This is a genomic window from Bradyrhizobium canariense, assembly GCF_019402665.1.
Lineage (GTDB): Bacteria > Pseudomonadota > Alphaproteobacteria > Rhizobiales > Xanthobacteraceae > Bradyrhizobium > Bradyrhizobium canariense.
Window position 1 is genome coordinate 28,406 of record NZ_VSST01000025.1, and the last position, 14,906, is coordinate 43,311.

General features: G+C 60.1%; 15 protein-coding genes and 4 pseudogenes. 10 read left to right on the forward strand and 9 right to left on the reverse strand.

Annotation, left to right across the window (positions count from 1 at the left end; genetic code table 11):
• Nucleotides 1–249: 249 nt before the first annotated feature.
• On the reverse strand, nt 250–1,464 hold the full coding sequence (gene sbmA / locus FXB41_RS14955; RefSeq protein WP_219682281.1) for a peptide antibiotic transporter SbmA: 1,215 nt from the start codon (nt 1,462–1,464) through the stop codon (nt 250–252).
• 631 nt (nt 1,465–2,095) lie between these two features.
• Here sbmA and FXB41_RS14960 point away from each other — a divergent pair.
• Both FXB41_RS14960 and FXB41_RS41955 read left to right on the forward strand, forming a co-directional pair.
• Nucleotides 2,096–2,831: pseudogene (locus tag FXB41_RS14960) on the forward strand (outer membrane protein).
• 210 nt (nt 2,832–3,041) lie between these two features.
• Nucleotides 3,042–3,314 carry a transposase DNA-binding-containing protein gene (locus FXB41_RS41955; protein WP_219682282.1) on the forward strand — a complete coding sequence of 91 codons (273 nt, stop codon included), beginning with the start codon at nt 3,042–3,044 and terminating at the stop codon, nt 3,312–3,314.
• A 278-nt stretch (nt 3,315–3,592) separates the two neighbouring features.
• On the opposite strand, the pseudogene FXB41_RS14970 reads toward FXB41_RS41955, so the two are convergent.
• A pseudogene (locus tag FXB41_RS14970) lies at nt 3,593–4,184 on the reverse strand (IS5 family transposase); the annotation flags it as partial.
• Nucleotides 4,185–4,887: 703 nt separating this feature from the next.
• On the opposite strand from FXB41_RS14970, the gene FXB41_RS14975 reads away from it, so the two are divergent.
• The 3 genes from FXB41_RS14975 to panC all read left to right on the forward strand — a co-directional run bounded on the left by FXB41_RS14975 (nt 4,888) and on the right by panC (nt 7,320).
• Nucleotides 4,888–5,160: a phosphoribosyl-dephospho-CoA transferase MdcG domain-containing protein gene (locus FXB41_RS14975; RefSeq protein ID WP_219682283.1), complete on the forward strand. Its 273-nt coding sequence runs from the start codon at nt 4,888–4,890 to the stop codon at nt 5,158–5,160.
• A gap of 420 nt (nt 5,161–5,580) precedes the next feature.
• Nucleotides 5,581–6,459 carry a 3-methyl-2-oxobutanoate hydroxymethyltransferase gene (gene panB / locus FXB41_RS14980; RefSeq protein ID WP_219682284.1) on the forward strand — a complete coding sequence of 293 codons (879 nt, stop codon included), beginning with the start codon at nt 5,581–5,583 and terminating at the stop codon, nt 6,457–6,459.
• A gap of 9 nt (nt 6,460–6,468) precedes the next feature.
• Complete coding sequence (gene panC / locus FXB41_RS14985) at nt 6,469–7,320, forward strand: pantoate--beta-alanine ligase (RefSeq protein WP_219682285.1); 852 nt, start codon at nt 6,469–6,471, stop codon at nt 7,318–7,320.
• A 71-nt stretch (nt 7,321–7,391) separates the two neighbouring features.
• Here the strand turns inward: panC and FXB41_RS40715 are convergent, their stop codons facing one another.
• From FXB41_RS40715 to FXB41_RS40730, 4 genes are read right to left on the reverse strand one after another with little or no spacing between them, the layout of a single operon-like run.
• The gene (locus FXB41_RS40715; protein ID WP_246648856.1) at nt 7,392–8,084 is read right to left on the reverse strand and encodes a hypothetical protein; all 693 of its coding nucleotides are present in this window, start codon (nt 8,082–8,084) and stop codon (nt 7,392–7,394) included.
• Nucleotides 8,085–8,113: 29 nt separating this feature from the next.
• Nucleotides 8,114–8,476: a recombinase family protein gene (locus FXB41_RS40720; protein ID WP_374762396.1), complete on the reverse strand. Its 363-nt coding sequence runs from the start codon at nt 8,474–8,476 to the stop codon at nt 8,114–8,116.
• Nucleotides 8,461–8,703, reverse strand: a complete 243-nt coding sequence (locus tag FXB41_RS40725) for a hypothetical protein (RefSeq protein WP_246648874.1) — start codon at nt 8,701–8,703, stop codon at nt 8,461–8,463. The genes FXB41_RS40720 and FXB41_RS40725 overlap by 16 nt, the downstream gene beginning before the upstream one ends.
• Complete coding sequence (locus tag FXB41_RS40730) at nt 8,600–9,055, reverse strand: recombinase family protein (RefSeq protein WP_246648857.1); 456 nt, start codon at nt 9,053–9,055, stop codon at nt 8,600–8,602. The genes FXB41_RS40725 and FXB41_RS40730 overlap by 104 nt, the downstream gene beginning before the upstream one ends.
• 520 nt (nt 9,056–9,575) lie before the next feature.
• On the opposite strand from FXB41_RS40730, the gene FXB41_RS14995 reads away from it, so the two are divergent.
• The 4 genes and pseudogenes from FXB41_RS14995 to FXB41_RS15010 all read left to right on the forward strand — a co-directional run bounded on the left by FXB41_RS14995 (nt 9,576) and on the right by FXB41_RS15010 (nt 12,278).
• Entirely contained in the window at nt 9,576–9,878 is a 303-nt protein-coding gene (locus FXB41_RS14995) for a hypothetical protein (RefSeq protein ID WP_219682286.1), read from the forward strand.
• A complete protein-coding gene (locus tag FXB41_RS15000; protein WP_219682287.1) occupies nt 9,875–10,306 on the forward strand; it encodes a type II toxin-antitoxin system VapC family toxin in 432 nt (143 codons plus the stop codon). Before FXB41_RS14995 ends, FXB41_RS15000 begins: the two co-directional genes overlap by 4 nt.
• Nucleotides 10,307–10,311: 5 nt before the next feature.
• Nucleotides 10,312–11,034, forward strand: a pseudogene (locus FXB41_RS15005) (DUF7146 domain-containing protein); the annotation flags it as partial.
• Between the two features lie 327 nt (nt 11,035–11,361).
• Nucleotides 11,362–12,278, forward strand: a pseudogene (locus FXB41_RS15010) (DUF2493 domain-containing protein).
• A 28-nt stretch (nt 12,279–12,306) separates the two neighbouring features.
• On the opposite strand, the gene FXB41_RS15015 reads toward FXB41_RS15010, so the two are convergent.
• Together FXB41_RS15015 and FXB41_RS15020 are read right to left on the reverse strand one after the other, a co-directional pair.
• A complete protein-coding gene (locus FXB41_RS15015; RefSeq protein ID WP_219682288.1) occupies nt 12,307–12,579 on the reverse strand; it encodes a hypothetical protein in 273 nt (90 codons plus the stop codon).
• Nucleotides 12,579–13,085: an RNA polymerase sigma factor gene (locus FXB41_RS15020; protein ID WP_219682289.1), complete on the reverse strand. Its 507-nt coding sequence runs from the start codon at nt 13,083–13,085 to the stop codon at nt 12,579–12,581. The genes FXB41_RS15015 and FXB41_RS15020 overlap by 1 nt, the downstream gene beginning before the upstream one ends.
• 197 nt (nt 13,086–13,282) lie before the next feature.
• Here FXB41_RS15020 and FXB41_RS15025 point away from each other — a divergent pair, with 197 nt between their 5' ends.
• Nucleotides 13,283–14,161: a protein-L-isoaspartate O-methyltransferase family protein gene (locus tag FXB41_RS15025; protein ID WP_219682290.1), complete on the forward strand. Its 879-nt coding sequence runs from the start codon at nt 13,283–13,285 to the stop codon at nt 14,159–14,161.
• A gap of 111 nt (nt 14,162–14,272) precedes the next feature.
• On the opposite strand, the gene FXB41_RS15030 is transcribed toward FXB41_RS15025, so the two are convergent.
• Nucleotides 14,273–14,611: a hypothetical protein gene (locus FXB41_RS15030; RefSeq protein WP_219682291.1), complete on the reverse strand. Its 339-nt coding sequence runs from the start codon at nt 14,609–14,611 to the stop codon at nt 14,273–14,275.
• Nucleotides 14,612–14,906: the final 295 nt, after the last annotated feature.

The following is a 14,906-nucleotide window of genomic DNA, read 5'->3' on the forward strand; positions in this document are numbered from 1 at the left end:
CACCCGGGCGGAAAAGAGGCGCATCTCGATGCGGCATGCGCGACGACCGGCTGGCATCGCAAGTATGCGGTGCGTGCAATTCGGGCACGCGCAACAGTTCGACCGAGGCCGGTCGAGGCACCGCGAGAGCACAAGCGTGGATGTGGGGCTACGATCAAGGACGCGATGACCGCAGTGTGGGGGCGTCGGATCGGGTGTGCGGCAAGCGGCTCAAGGGCCGGGTTTCGTCAACTCCTGCAGCTACGCCAATCATGAGGCTGGCTCCCTTTGTGTCTCGATCGACGGCAGTGGCCCACCGTGGATCTTTGCCTCAAAACTCCGCAGCCGCTGATAGATCGAGATCAGTTCGACAATCGTGCTCCAGGAGTTGACGAGATACTGAAACGAGGTTCGTACTTGCGTGAACGCGTTGAGGATCTGGTTCATCGCGCCGAGGGTGATCCTGCCCGCGATGATTGTGGGCGCAAGCAGCAGATAAGGAAAGATGACGTCAGTCTGCAGATAGACGATCCGGCCGATATTGAAGTACATGAAGTTCAGATAGAGCCGGAAGTAATTCCTGCGAATGTCGCTAAACAGCACGCTCAATGTCGGCGCATTGGCACGCGCCGTATCATCCTCGCCGAGCACGAGCTCCTTGCGATAGGCCGCTTCGACCCGCTGGTTGAGAAATTCAATTCCGGGCAGGCGGATGCCGATAAGCGCGAGAACGCCGGTGCCCAGGATCGACCAGATCACCGCGGCGAACACCAGCGGATAGGCAATCGAGCCGAACAGAGGCAGCTCCGTGACGTTGCTGGACAGCCTCACCAGAACCGGCAGGAAGGCCAACAGTGTCAGCACCGCGCTGATGAGATTGACGCCTAGACCTTCCATGGTGCTGGCGAAGCGCATGGTGTCTTCCTGGATGCGCTGGGAGGCGCCTTCGATCGTGCGCAGCCGTGGCCAGTTGGCGACATAAAAATCGTTCATCGCTGTGCGCCAGCGGAAGATGTAGTGGCTGACGAAGAATCGCGTCATCACGCCGACCACGACGGCCACGAGCGCGATACCGGCAAAGGTCGACAATTCGTTGTAGAACTGCTCAACCGTGACCGGCGCCGATTTCGAAAGCGCAGCCTGGACCAGGTCGTAGAACGGTCCATACCAGCTGTTGATCGCGACCGAGACCTGGACCTGAAAGTAAGAGGTGAACAGGATCAGCGCCGAACCAAGAATGGACCACGTCGCCCAGGGATGGGGGGCAAATAACATCCATGCAGCCGCGAACACCGTAACGGCCAGCGCAAAATAGAGATCAAACCACAGCGCCGAGGCCGACCAGAACGTCGCAAGCCCGACCGGCTTCTCCGGGGCTTGAAAGAGATTGCCGGCAAATACATACCAAAACGCCATCGCCAACGCCGTCCAAAGAATTGACGACGCAAAGAACAACTTTGGTCGAGGGAAGAATGAAACGAACATGCTCGCTGTCTTTTATCGACTCAGAACTTCAGCTCAGAAGATGAACACACCGCGGCCGCTGGCCACCACCGGTCGGCAAGCGTTATCGGCGATCTCGGCATTGGCGGTGTGGTAGGAAGCCTCGGGTGGAGAACGGCTCGCTCAACCAATAAGGGGCCGCATCCTTCATCCGCCGAGGGCGGAGGTTGTGTTTCGCATGCTCTGTCGACCGCGGGACACAGCGGCATCTGCGACGAACGGGTCAGCATCTGCAGGACATTGATTCAATCGAAATAGTCATCTGATCTCTCGGAGCCGGTGGGTGCAACACGAGCATGGTCGTAACGGGGTCTTTAGTGGCGGCACGGGACAAGAGCAAGAGTTTTGCAAACCGCTTCACTCTTCTCACTTGCGGTGTGGCTTGCGACGATCTGACTTGCGTGCGCTTACTCCGCTGAAATCAGCGGCCGCAATCTATGCTCGCACGCGAAGGTGGATTGCGACGCTGTTGGAGCTGATCTGCACCGCAACCCGACGCGCCGTTCGGTTCACGCATTTCTTTCAGCGCAAATGTTGCGATGCAGTTACAGCAATTCGCGCGGACGTTGTTAAGACGCATGAGGCTCGGGGCACTGAAGAGATGAGAGTAGAAATGAAGAACTTGTTGCTTGCGACTGTGAGCATTGTGGGGCTTGGCGCGTTGGTGCCCGCATTCGGCGCGGATCTGGCTGCGCAGCCCGCCAAGCCTCTCTACACCAATGCTCCGCGGCCTGTCGCGGCTGCAATCTACGACTGGAGCGGCTACAACGTCGGTATGAACGGCGGCTTTGGTTCAAGCTCGAATTGCTGGGATTTCCGATGATGGCAAGCCTGAGGGCTGCCATGACGCCACCGGGGGAAGCGTGGGCGGGCAGATCGGCTATCGATGGCAGGCGGGCCCGATCGTGCTTGGTGTTGAAGGCCAGGGGAACTGGGCTCATTTGACTGGTTGGAATCCCAGCGTTGCTTTTTTGGATATCAACCAGACCAAGACTGATGCGTTCGGCCTGGTAACGGGGCAGATCGGTTATGCCTTCGACAACGTACTGCTTTACGCCAAAGGCGGCGCCGCGGTGACGAGCAATACGTTTCGGGTCATCTGGACGACGGGCGAGTTAGGTGGAGAAAGCAAGCACGTTCTTTGGGGCGGCGCGTTGGCAGCCGGTTTCGAGTACGGCTTCGCACCGAATTGGTCGATTGGATTCGAGTACGCACACCTGCTCATGCGGCCCACCATGGTGGGCTTCACCGAGCCCGCTGGTGGGGTCGACCGCATCCGCCAGGATCTCGATCTTATGACTGCACGGCTCAACTATAAGTTTGGCGGCCCGATTCTTCTCAGATATTGATCTATCGTTCAAAAGGTGGATCGAAGGCCTTGGCCTATGGGCCGGGGCCTATTTTGGTGCGCCAGGCATGCGGAGCGCCGCGACTGGCGCGGTTGACCGGGTTTCAATTACCCATAACTTTCTCCGCTTGAGCTGATCCGCTGATCAGCAAAACCTTGAAGAATCAATTGTGATTCCTTGCTGAGCACCTGATGCGCGAGGGGGTGCTCTATGGGGCTCACATTGAGGGATCGATCGGCAAAAGGCCGTTTGCGATTTTTAGGCGGTGAATGTTGGATTGATCGAGAGACTAGTGGATGCCAGTTTAGGGACGCGCGGCTCGGCGACAGATTCCGCTGCTCACGCAGATTGGAAGCGCCATCGGACAAAGTATTCCGCTCGTCTGCCAATTGGGCGAACACCAAGGCAGCTTATCACTTCTTCTCTAATGACCGGGTCAGCGAAGCGGACATTCTGGGCGGGCCACTTTCAATCGGCGCGTGAGCGCACGATTGCCGCCGGCGGTCCGGTTCTAGTGCTCCATGATACGACCGAGTTCAGCTATCAAACATAGAACTCCGACCCGATCGGAATCACGAAGAGCATAAACAGCGGCCGGGGACAAGGCGGGCTGCCTGAGGTCGCACACGGTTTGCGGCATCCTGATGCACTCGAGCCTGGCGGTGACGACTGAAGGGCTCCGCTTGGGCTGGCCGCCGTCAAATTCCGGACCCAGAAGAAATTCAAGGGGCCGCCGCGCTCAAGAAGACTAGGATCCAGATTCAATTGACCCAATATGCGACGAGAGCGGCAAGATGCGCAGCGGCCAAGAAATTCCGGCCGAGCTTGTCGCACCGCGGGCGATGCGCCGCAAGTCCTTGAGCCTGCAAAAGCAGTTTCGAGACGTTTCGGCCTTTGTAGGCGCATTTTGTTGAAGCGCTGGATGGCAACACGGTCAGATTTATTGGGGATTACGGGTTTCGCGCCGCGATGAATGATTTCGCCGCGAAGCTTGTCGCCGTCATACACTTTGTCGGCGAAAAGCGCACTCATAGGTGGCGCGAGCGCCAGGGCTTCGGGAGCCGCTGCGATATCGGCACCCTGGCCTGCGGTCAGATGCAGGACGACCGGCTGGCAAAGGGATCGCTCAGCGTATGGAGTTTCGTCGTGCGGCCTGCGCGCGAGCGGCCGATTGCTTGATTGTGCTCCCCCCTTTTCCGCCGGAGGCACACCGGTGACCTTTAATCGAGGTCGAATCGAGCGACAGCACAACCCCATCTTCGCCAGGCTTGGCCAGCGCTTCGAAGATTGCGCAACATCGTCCTCGCTTGGCCCAGCGATGAAGCGATTGTAGATCGTCGTGTAAGGGCCATTGCTGTGGAAGGAAAATTGAGAACAGCAACTGTGAATATGGTTGGCTGCGGTCAACCGATCGGCGGAGCGGTGAGGAGGCGGTTTGATCGTCCGCAGGTTGATCGGGCCGTTGCTTTTGCTGCAACATGGTTAGGGTTGGTGGGGCATAGTATGTTGCAAGCTCCAGTCCGCACTGAAGGAAATTCAGCAATCCATCGAACGTTCGAATACGCCAAGCACGACACTGCACGGTCCAGTAGGCCGTGTGAAATATCCGCAACGTGCCGCTAAGTCCCGATCTATCTCAGTATAGGCAAGAGCCTCAAAATGTTCGACTGACCTTGACCGGCCATGCGAACAGCGCCGGCCACGCAGCTGTGTCGGTTCTTGCACAATCGATGTCATCGCTTGCGCGCCGCAGCCGACCTGCAGCACCAGACCATTATCCAGGCGGCGACAAATGCGAAAAATCACAAGCCAGAAGACGTCTCCGCGTGCATTAGTCGCGGGTGCCATGCAGATCGCACGTCTATTACAACATCCGGTAGATGCCAGCGCTGACGAATGGGTGGCGTTTTTGTGCGGTAACCCACGCGCGCTCGTGGTGGGCCATGACGCAGTGAGCCGGTCGGTTCAATTTAACGACAAGCTCATTGCGTTCGCGAAGCATTGGGGCTTCCGTCCTCGCGCCCGCGCTGCGTATCGGGCGCGCACGTAAAGCAAGATGGAGAATGGCCTCGGCTACGTGAAGAAGAACGCGATCGCGGGTCATTCATTTGCGGGTTGGTCGGACCTCGACCTGCTTTGCAGGGTGGCGGCAACCAAGCAGGCCAGCACCCTGCGCTCTGACATCGCCGTGATCGCTCGCCAAGCGCTGATGCGGCTCGACCAAGAGATCATCTGTGGCGCGGGCAGCGTGCAATGGCGTGAGCCAACAACCGCGGAAACGGACGAACTCCTGGTGAAGCGTCAAGGCGGTGTCGACAGCATGACGTGAGTCCGCGGGACCACTGACCCGGACCCCGACTGACCACAGCTTCACCTTTCCGCCACTGGAAGACCATAAGCTAATCGCAGCGCTTCGGCACGACTACATCAGCGCACCCTGCGTCGTCCCGTGCGCTCTCATCTGGAATGGCTCCGACCGCCCCAGCGCGCCCTGAGGCGCGGCGTGACTCAAGGTGCTTCCACATGACAATTTGATTTTTGGAAGTTCTTGCTTGGTGGTTGCGCGACCATTGGAATGGTTGTGCACTCGGTCGCGACCTTGGAGACATATGTTTCTTTCTTCCTTTCACGGTTGACAGTTTTCTCTTGTCCTCCATACGAAAGCATGGTCCCAGGATGCGCGTAATACTCAGCCGCGTCGCTCGCAACATCGGATTACCGTTCGCCTAGTTGATGGAACGTATCAAAAATGAGCCACGCTTCGGAAGTGTCAGTTGAGCGGGTCACAATTCCAATCTTGCAGCGGTGGAGGCAGGAGCGGCGGCGTGTCACCATGACCACCGCCTATGATGCGGTTACGGCAGGCATCGCCGACCCCATCGTCGACATCATTCTTGTGGGCGACAGTGTTGGCAATGTCTGTCTCGGATTCGACAACACGTTGCCGGTCAGCATGGCAATGATGAACCATCATCTGGAGGCCGTTGCACGCACAAGGCCCCGTGCCCTGCTCGTGGCCGATCTGCCGTTTCTTAGCTTTCACCTTGGTCCGGAGGAGACGATACGTAACGCTGGAGGGTTCCTGCAGCGAGGCGCAGATGCCGTGAAACTCGAGGGCGGGGCCAAGCGCGTGGAAATGGTGCGTGCCTTGGTCGATTGCGATATTCCTGTCATGGGCCATCTCGGCCTCACTCCGCAAAGCGTCAATGTCATGGGCGGATTCAAGGTGCAGGGCCGGAACGCCGATGACGCTTTACGGCTGCTCGATGACGCTCACCGTCTGCAGGAGGCCGGATGCTTCGCGTTGGTGCTTGAAGGCATTCCGGCCGAGCTAGCCCAGCGAGCGACCGAATCGCTATCGATACCAACCATGGGAATCGGCGCGGGTCCCGACTGCTCGGGCCAAGTGCTCGTATTCCATGACGTGCTGGGGCTAACCACAGGTCATCGGCCCAAATTCGTTCGCGCCTATGCAGATGGTTTTCAGATGTTACAAGAGGCGCTCTCGCGCTGGGCTGCCGATGTCCGCACCGGTGCGTTCCCGGCGCCGCAGGAGTGCTATCGGCTTCCTGAAAGCCTGAGTGACATTATCGCAACCTGGGCTCCTCCCAAACCCAACCTGATGTAAGGTGCAACGATGCAGACGATTACCACGGTCGCTGAGCTTCGTCGTGAGCTCGCGAAGGCTTGCAGCGCGGGCAAACGCGTCGGGTTAGTGCCTACAATGGGGTATTTGCACGATGGCCATCTGGCCCTGGTCGAGGCGAGCCGAGCGCAATGCGATGTCACCGTCGTTAGCATTTTCGTCAATCCGACTCAGTTCGGACCAAACGAGGATCTCAGCAGCTATCCTCGCGATTTCGTGCGCGATGAAAAATTGTGCCGCGATGCCGGTGTTGCGATTGTGTTCGCGCCGGGTGCACAGGAAGTCTATCCGGCTCAATTCGAGACCTTCGTCGAGCCGGGCGAACTGGCGAAACCACTCTGCGGGGCTTTCAGGCCTGGGCACTTTCGGGGCGTGGCGACCGTCGTGTGCAAGCTGTTCAACATGGTGCATCCGGCCGTCGTGTTTTTCGGGCAAAAGGATTTTCAGCAATGCGCGGTCGTGCGTCGCATGGCGACAGATCTCAATCTTCCCATCAAGATCGTCACCGTGCCAACCGTTCGGGAACGGGACGGGCTCGCGATGAGCAGCCGCAATCGGTATCTCAGCAAGGAAGAACGTCGGCGAGCCGTTGCCATCACTCGTGGACTGTTCGCCGCGGCGGAAGAATTCCGCGCAGGAGTGCGCGAGGTGGAGAAGCTGATTGCGATCGCCGAGCGGCAACTTGAGACAGTTGATCGGCTGCAATATCTTGAACTTGTCGACGGTGATACGCTCAAGCCCGCCGAGAGTCCCCTGCGGTTTCCGGCGGCGCTCTGTGTCGCAGCCTACGTTGGTTCGACCCGACTGATTGACAACGTCCTACTGGGACCACCAACTCCGTAGCGCAATTCAGAACCAAATCGATAAACTATCTTCTCGTTATAATCCACGGATCGGCCGACCGATTCACCTTTTCAGGCCGTGGGCCCAACCCAGCGATTTGAGACGGTGCAGGTCCCCGCAACCACTGATGCTTGCGATAGCAAGCCATCCAGAGCCCCGGCCTCCGAAAAGAAGTCGGGGTTTTTCTTGCCCGCCGCAAAGCGCAGGATCGCGGCCAGATCTCCGCGCAATATGATCGCCAGCTCTTCGCCATTGGGGACGAGCGTCACCTGATCGACCAACGTGCGGCAAACCTCCGCTGCTTCGGCTCTCTCGCCTTCACTTTGCAGGCTCTCGTACAGGGCGGCCACGCGTTGATGGTAGATCTCCGCCATATTCGGATGGAGGAGGGGCGGCGGCTCCTCCGCGTTCGCAAGGAGGTCGACCAACTCGGCCTTGCGCGCTTCCAGAGCACCAATCTTGTCCTTCAACTTTGCCCCCGGTACACCCTCAAGGATAGCTTGTACCCCCTTATCCAACTCGCGGTCAGTCCGCTCGAGCTCGCGCCTTTGCGCCTCGATATCGGCTCCGCGCTCGATCCTCAGCCGATTAACCTCCCGGGTAAACTCTTGGCAGAATTCCTTAAACAATTCGGGTTTCATGAGATGCGTGCGGAGGCCGCTCAATACGGACGCCTCCAGCGCGTCGCGCCGGATGTTCAAGCGGTTATTGCACGTTCCCTTGTTGCGCGCCGTTGCGCAGCCGAGCAGGTCCTTCGAAATCATCGTGTACCCGCCGGCGCAGCATCCGCACTTCACGAGGCCGGCGAAGAGGTATTGGGCCGGCGGCGATCATTGAGCCTGTTCTCGCCGGGTGCTGACTGCTCGTAGGCGAGCGTCTGCTGACGCGCCTTGACCGCATCCCATCTTTCCCGATCGACAATGCGCAGCTCGGGGACTTCTTGGATCACCCATTCGGATTCGGGGTTCAGCCGAGAAACGCGCTTTGCGGTATCCGGGTCTTTGAGATAGCGAAGCCGATTCCACACGAGGCGGCCGACATAGAGCTCGTTGTTGAGGATGCCAACGCCGCGCTTTGGGTTGCCGTGAATGGTCGATGGTCCCCATTCAGCGCCCTGTGGTCCGGGCACACCGTCGCGGTTCAGCTCGAAAGCGATTGTTCGCGAGGACTTGCCGGCAGGTAGTCTGCGAAGATACGTCGAACGACAGCCGCTTCGGCTCCGTTGATTGTGCGGTCACCTCGGAGCAGCTCTCCATTTGCGGCGAACTGTTTGACGACATCATAACCGAAGCAGAGTCCGCCGCCGGACTTTCCGCCCTCGACGCGACCGCGCAAGCCTCGTCGCGTCTTGTCGGCCAAGTCCTTCAAGAACAGGGCGTTCATCGTGCCCTTCAGTCCGACGTGGAGATGCGTGACGTCTCCTTCCGAGGGTGACAATCCGTACCCCGGCGAAGGCCATGCGCTTAAAGAGCCCAGCAATATCTTCCTGATCGCGGCTGAGGCGGTCCATCGCCTCGGCAAGCACAACCGCAAACTTTCCGCGCATAGCGTCACTGATCAGTTCCTGGATACCAGGGCGAAGCAGCGATGCGCCGGAGATCGCTCGATCCGTGTAGCTGTCGGCCACTGTCCAACCTTGCTTCTCAGCGTGGAGGCGGCAGAGCCGCAACTGATCTTCAATCGATTCGTCGCGCTGATTGTCGGACGAGTAGCGGGCGTAAAGTGCGATCTTCATGACGCCTCCTTAGTCCGGGAGACGGTCATGCTTCCGGCTGTTGGTTTCGGCTCGAACGAAATCCCGCGCGGCTTGCCGGGCGAGCAATCGCACCAGATTGAGAAGGCGAGGATCAGGGTTGGACGCGACGGATGCAACCGTGGTTCCGGGCGCCGCATCGACGACCACGCGAAGCTTTTCGGCTGTCGTTCCTCTCGCTCGCGCCACCGCCGCGTCCTCGCCATTGCCCGGAGATCGCGAGTTGCACTTCCAAGACAAGGAAAAACTTCTCGTAATATCAGTGTGTTGCATCGTAGTCGCGCGCTGATCCGAGATGAGAAGCGTAGCAAGTCGGGCTGGCGCAAAGCCGAGCGTACAGCAAACATTTCCGTGATGGCGTGTCCAAACCGCTCATTTCCTTGATCGCGACGTGACGCACATCTTCGCCCTCTTTTTATCTGTGCCGCGCTCGGGATTACAAGAGCCGCGGCCTTGCAGCGAGCCGAAGATTCGGCTATATATCCAGATATGGAGGTGATCAGTGAGCAAGAGCGCACAGAAAAGGGCGATCGAAAATTACCGATCCCGGCTGACGAAGCGTGGCATTGTGCGGTTCGAACTCCAAGCCCTCGAGACCGATCGCGACCTCATCAGAGTGCTTGCGCGTAAGCTGAGCGAGGAAGGGCCAGAAGCTGGTAATCTCCGACGCACGGTTCAACAGGCCGTTTCTGGCGAGCCCCCCAAGCCCGGAGGCATCTTGAACGCATTGCGTCGCTCACCACTTGTCGGCGCCGATCTCGACCTGACGCGCCCGCGCCAAGAAGGGCGCCAGGTCGATCTGTGACTCGCTATCTTCTCGACACCAACATCATCAGTAACGCCGTCAAGCCGCAGCCGTCAGAGCCGCTAATGGCTTGGATGGCAGCACAGCGAGATGAGGATCTGTTCATCGCATCACTTACGATCGCGGAAGTCCGGCGCGGCATCCTGGAGAAGCCGAGCGGTAAAAAGCGCGCAGCGCTTGATGCCTGGTTCTCTGGTCCGGAGGGGCCTCGAGCTTTGTTCGCGGATCGCATCCTGCCGTTCGACGAGAATGCGGCCCTCATCTGGGCGGAATTGATGGCGGAAGGAAGAGCCGTCGGCCGGCCACGCAGCGGGCTCGATATGATCGTCGCTGCCGTCGCCAGCGCGAACGATTGCAGCGTGGTGACAGACAACGAGAAAGACTTTGCCGGCGTCCAGATCATCAATCCGATGCGTGGACCGGCGTGATGCAACGAAAGACTACGGCTTCCGCTTACGGCGCTTTCTCGATCGCCGCGATAATGCGATGTGCCGGACCGCCTAACACGAATGATGCGGGGGAAGCGTATCTCCGCAATCGCGGCATTACGTCTTTGCACGAAACCGGAAGTCTGCGTTTTCACCCGCGGTGCTACTACAGGCCCGACGACCACAGTCCGACCGAGACCTGGCCGGCGATGATCGCCGCCGTCACCGATCTCTCCGGCCACCTGACCGCCGCGCACCGCACCTGGCTTGACCCCGACGGCTTCAGAGAGAAAACGCTCGGCAAGGCGCGGATCGACACCCCGAAACGGGCGATGGGCGACCTGCTTGGTCACGCCGTTCGATTTGGCGTAGCGGATGAAGTCATAGCAGCCGGCGAGGGCATCGAGACGATGCTGTCGCTCCGCAGCATCCAGCCGACGATGCCGATGGTCGCAGCCCTCTCGGCGGCGCATCTCTCCGCCATCCTTCTCCCGGACACGCTCCACCGGCTCTACATCGCCCGCGACGACGATCCTGCTGGTGACGGCGCCATGGCGACCTTGATCGACCGGGCGCAGGGGGCCGGGATCGAGGCGATCGTGATCTCGCCACGGCTTGGCGACTTCAACGAGGATCTTCGCCTGCTCGGATTTGACGCCCTTCGGGCCACGAGCCGCGTGCAGATCGCGGCGCAGGACGTCGCACGCTTTATGGAGCTGGCGGCATAGCCGGAACGAGGGACGAGGGGCGATGCGCCGCTTCGTTATACCACGAGGCCGTTGGTCCTGCTTCCCCTCGGCGGCGGAGAGGACCGCACCCACGGACTTCTGAGAGGGCGATCGGGCGGCAAGCGGTCCGGACCGGCAACCTCGTGGGCCGACTATTTTCCGTCGGCGGCAGAGCCGCCTTTACATCGCGAGGCAAAATAGTCGGCTCCCTTCGGTCCTCCGCCAAGGCTGCGGCCCTCCGCTGCGCTGCGGGTGCAAGTCCGTTCCGCCTGCCGCTTTCGTCGCCATGAAGGCCGCGATGGGCGGTCGATCCGAGGGAAAGCCGCGATGACTACCGACCACGACAACGATTTCGAGCCGCACCAAAGCTCATCCCCGACCGATCAGGTCCTCCAGGAACTCCAGCTCTATGGCTACCGTCCCTTCCACGATGAGCCCGATCCCCGGAAGCTCCCTGAAGGGCGAGTCGTCGCCGGCAGCATCGCCGATATCTTCGATGCCCTGGTGGTGACGCTGTCCGATACCCGTCTTGAGCCGGACCTCGAAGACCTGCTCTGGTCGACGGCGAACGTCTTTCATCGTGCCGTCGACAGGATCGAGCGCGAGCTCGACGACAACGAGCTGGCGCAGCAGCGCTCGCAGCGGGAGCAGGACGGCAGCGAGATCAAATCCGTCGAGCTGGAGCGATTGACGGCGGAAGGGCAGACGCTGATCGAGCGACGCAACGCCTTCGAACTGATGCGCGACCAGGCCGCCGACGAGTTCGAACGCCACACCCATTCCGCCTGGCGGCCGCGCAACGGGTCGAAGGTCAACCACCGCAATCTGACCTCGGCGATGATCGACAGCCGCGATTTCCTCGCCGCGAAGAAGCGCGCCGACAACCAGGTGCTTCTGCCTGCAGGACCGAAGGTGGCGCTGACCGGTGGACTTGACTTCAATGATCACCGGTTGATCTGGGCTAAACTAGACCAGGTGCATGCCAAGCATGCGGACATGGTGCTGCTGCACGGCGGATCGCCCAAGGGCGCCGAGCTGATCGCCGCCAAGTGGGCCGACAATCGCAAGGTTTCGCAGATCGCCTTCAGGCCCGACTGGACGAAGCATGCCAAGGCCGCTCCGTTCAAACGCAACGATGCGATGCTGGAGACCCTACCCATCGGCGTGTTGCACTTCCCCGGCACCGTCTCGCCGATAAGGCCAAGAAGCTCGGAATCCCGGTCTGGAAATTCGGCGGCGCGTGAGCGCTGCCGCATCTTCCCTCCGGCTCGCTCAATGCCGCTGATTGTGCAACGAGCCGCGGCCCGCGCGCATCGGCCGTCGCTTGGCATCAGTCTCGCTCAGATCACAATTTCGATTAAGGCTCCCACTCACGTCCCCGTGCGCGGCCTTGATCACTTCTCTGACCACGCGGGCGGTGTTGGCGATTGTCCATCCTTGCAGAGCGGAGGTCTGCCGTACCTCCTCATCGGTCGCTGCGAGGACTTCCTTGCTCAATGAGTCGAGCAGGCGGGCCAAATCGAGAGCAGGGTGCCAGCGTGTCATCACTTGCTCCAGTTCTGTTGATGGCGCAGCAAGGTGCGTCGCATCCGCCGTCGCGTCGTGTCGTAGTCGAGCTCGGACATATCGTAGACCCTGCAAATCTCCCTGACCGCCAGGCCGTCAGCCATGCCCGCGATGATCTTCAGCGCTAGCGGATCGGCTTCGAACAGCCGATAGACGTTGGCCAGCGTCTGTGCGGCGGCAAGGACCCGCTCAGGATCGGGCACCTCATCGGCTTCCTCACAGGACCAGCTTCGCTGGTCCGGATCATCGCGGCTCACAAGTAGCCTTTGCTCGAGCCGCGCACGCCGCCAATGGTCGTTGCAGATGCTGCGCATGACGCCCGACAGGAACGCCAGGATGGGGACGTCGGGCGGCCAGGGGCGCGAGCCGTCGAGGGCGCGTGCAATCGCTTCGTGGAGGATGTCGCTCCAGCCGAGTCCTCCCGGCAAGTCGCGGCTCCACAGCCGCGCCAGAGCTTCTAGTCGCACGAGGTCGACGTCGGACATTGCATCGATGGCGGACGCGACATCAGCCGCGTGGGCACCCCGGTCATCAGCTTTGGGAGCTATCGTCAATGTTTCCATGGTCACACGATATATGCGCTTCACCGAGCCCAGTGCGGACATCGGATGAAAATAATCTTTGACGTGTCCGCGTGTGCAGACCTCAGACGTATCGTCTGTATCGTAAGAGGAGAGCTTTCATGGACGACACGTTGGCAGCGGCGCGCCGCTGGTATGCAGAAGACCTGCGATACAAAGTCCCGGTCCTGCGCAACCCCCATGTGATCGAGGCATTTGCGTCTGTTCCTCGCGAGCAATTCGTGGGCCTTGGGCCGTGGCGCATCATCTCGGACCCGTACAGCGACGCATTCCTGACCCTCGATACCGACCCGCGCTGGGTCTATCATGACGTTCTCGTGACGATCGACGCGAGCCGCAATCTCAACAATGGGATGCCCAGCTTCTGGGCGCGCAACTTGGAGCATCTCGACATCGCGCGGGGCGAACGCGTGCTCCAGGTCGGCGCCGGGACCGGGTACTATTCCGCGGTACTGGCCGAGATTGTCGGCTCCACTGGTCGCGTGACGGCGGTTGAAACCGACCCAATGCTGGCCTCGCAGGCCCGCGCGAACCTCGCGAACTGGCCGCACGTCGATGTCATCTCGGGCGATGGCCGGACGGTGGACGTCGGCGAACTCGATGTGGTCATCGCATTCGCCGGATCCACCCACCCATCCCGGCGCTGGCTCGATCGCCTTGCCGAAGGCGGCCGGCTTATGATGCCGCTGACCGATGAATCCTGGAGGGGCTTTCTTCTCCATGTGGTCCGGCGTCGAAACCAGTTCGAGGCCTCTTCGATTGGTGCCGTGTCTGTTTATCCTTGCATGGGTGGACGCGACGAGGATGCTGGAAAACGTGTGCATGCCGCGCTCGAAGGCCTGCCGCCTGGCAAGGTTCCGATTCGCGCGCTGCACGTCGGTGATCCCGGCTCCGACGATGCAGAAAAGGTCTGGTTTCAAGGAGCCGGATTTTGGCTGGAACGCGAGCCCGTCGATGCGAATGCCGGCGCTCCGAATTGATCGGAAAGGGTTTTGATAGTGTGAGACACTCTCACGCTGGAGCGCATCAGTTGTTTGCCACCCGATCCAACTCTCTGAAACAGGCCGTCCGTTCAGACAAGCCGCCGGTGTCTATTTGTGATTCGTCCCATCGAAACGGATGTATCCTAATTGCCGTTCTAGGGCGGCCAAAGCTAGGCGGGCGAACTCTAATTTCGCAGTCGCCTCCACCAGGGCGTTTCGCGCTTCGTCAGACCGCGCAACGACTGTCGCGCCGGTCTCGAATAGGCTGTCCTTGAGATTCGGCGCCGCTTCGCCTCGCATGGCATGACGCAAATCGACGAGCGTGCGCGTCAGTGCTCGATGCGCGTCGGAATCCTCTCGTTCCAGATGTTCCACCCGTGTGAGGGCCCCGCGATATCGTCGCATCGCAGCGACGACTTTGCTTTCGAGATCGGTGTTACCGCTCATCCGCCCTTCTCCTCGCGAATGTTTGATAAATTTGTGCAAGCCTGAAACGAGCAAAAATTAGGCGGCTCGTAGGCCGTGAGAGGGACAAGATGAAGTCAATTGGCTTGAAAATTAGGCCACGTACTCATCTGTGGACGCCCCGCGAGATGCAAGCGATTTTTGAAGAAGATCGGCACGTAGTCGGATGCTGCCATCTGTCCGGCCTCTGATGGTGCAGCGATGAAGCTGCGGGCCCGTATGGGAGTTCGCGGACCGAAACCAAATCATAAACGCGTGCTCTGGGCACGATGAGTAC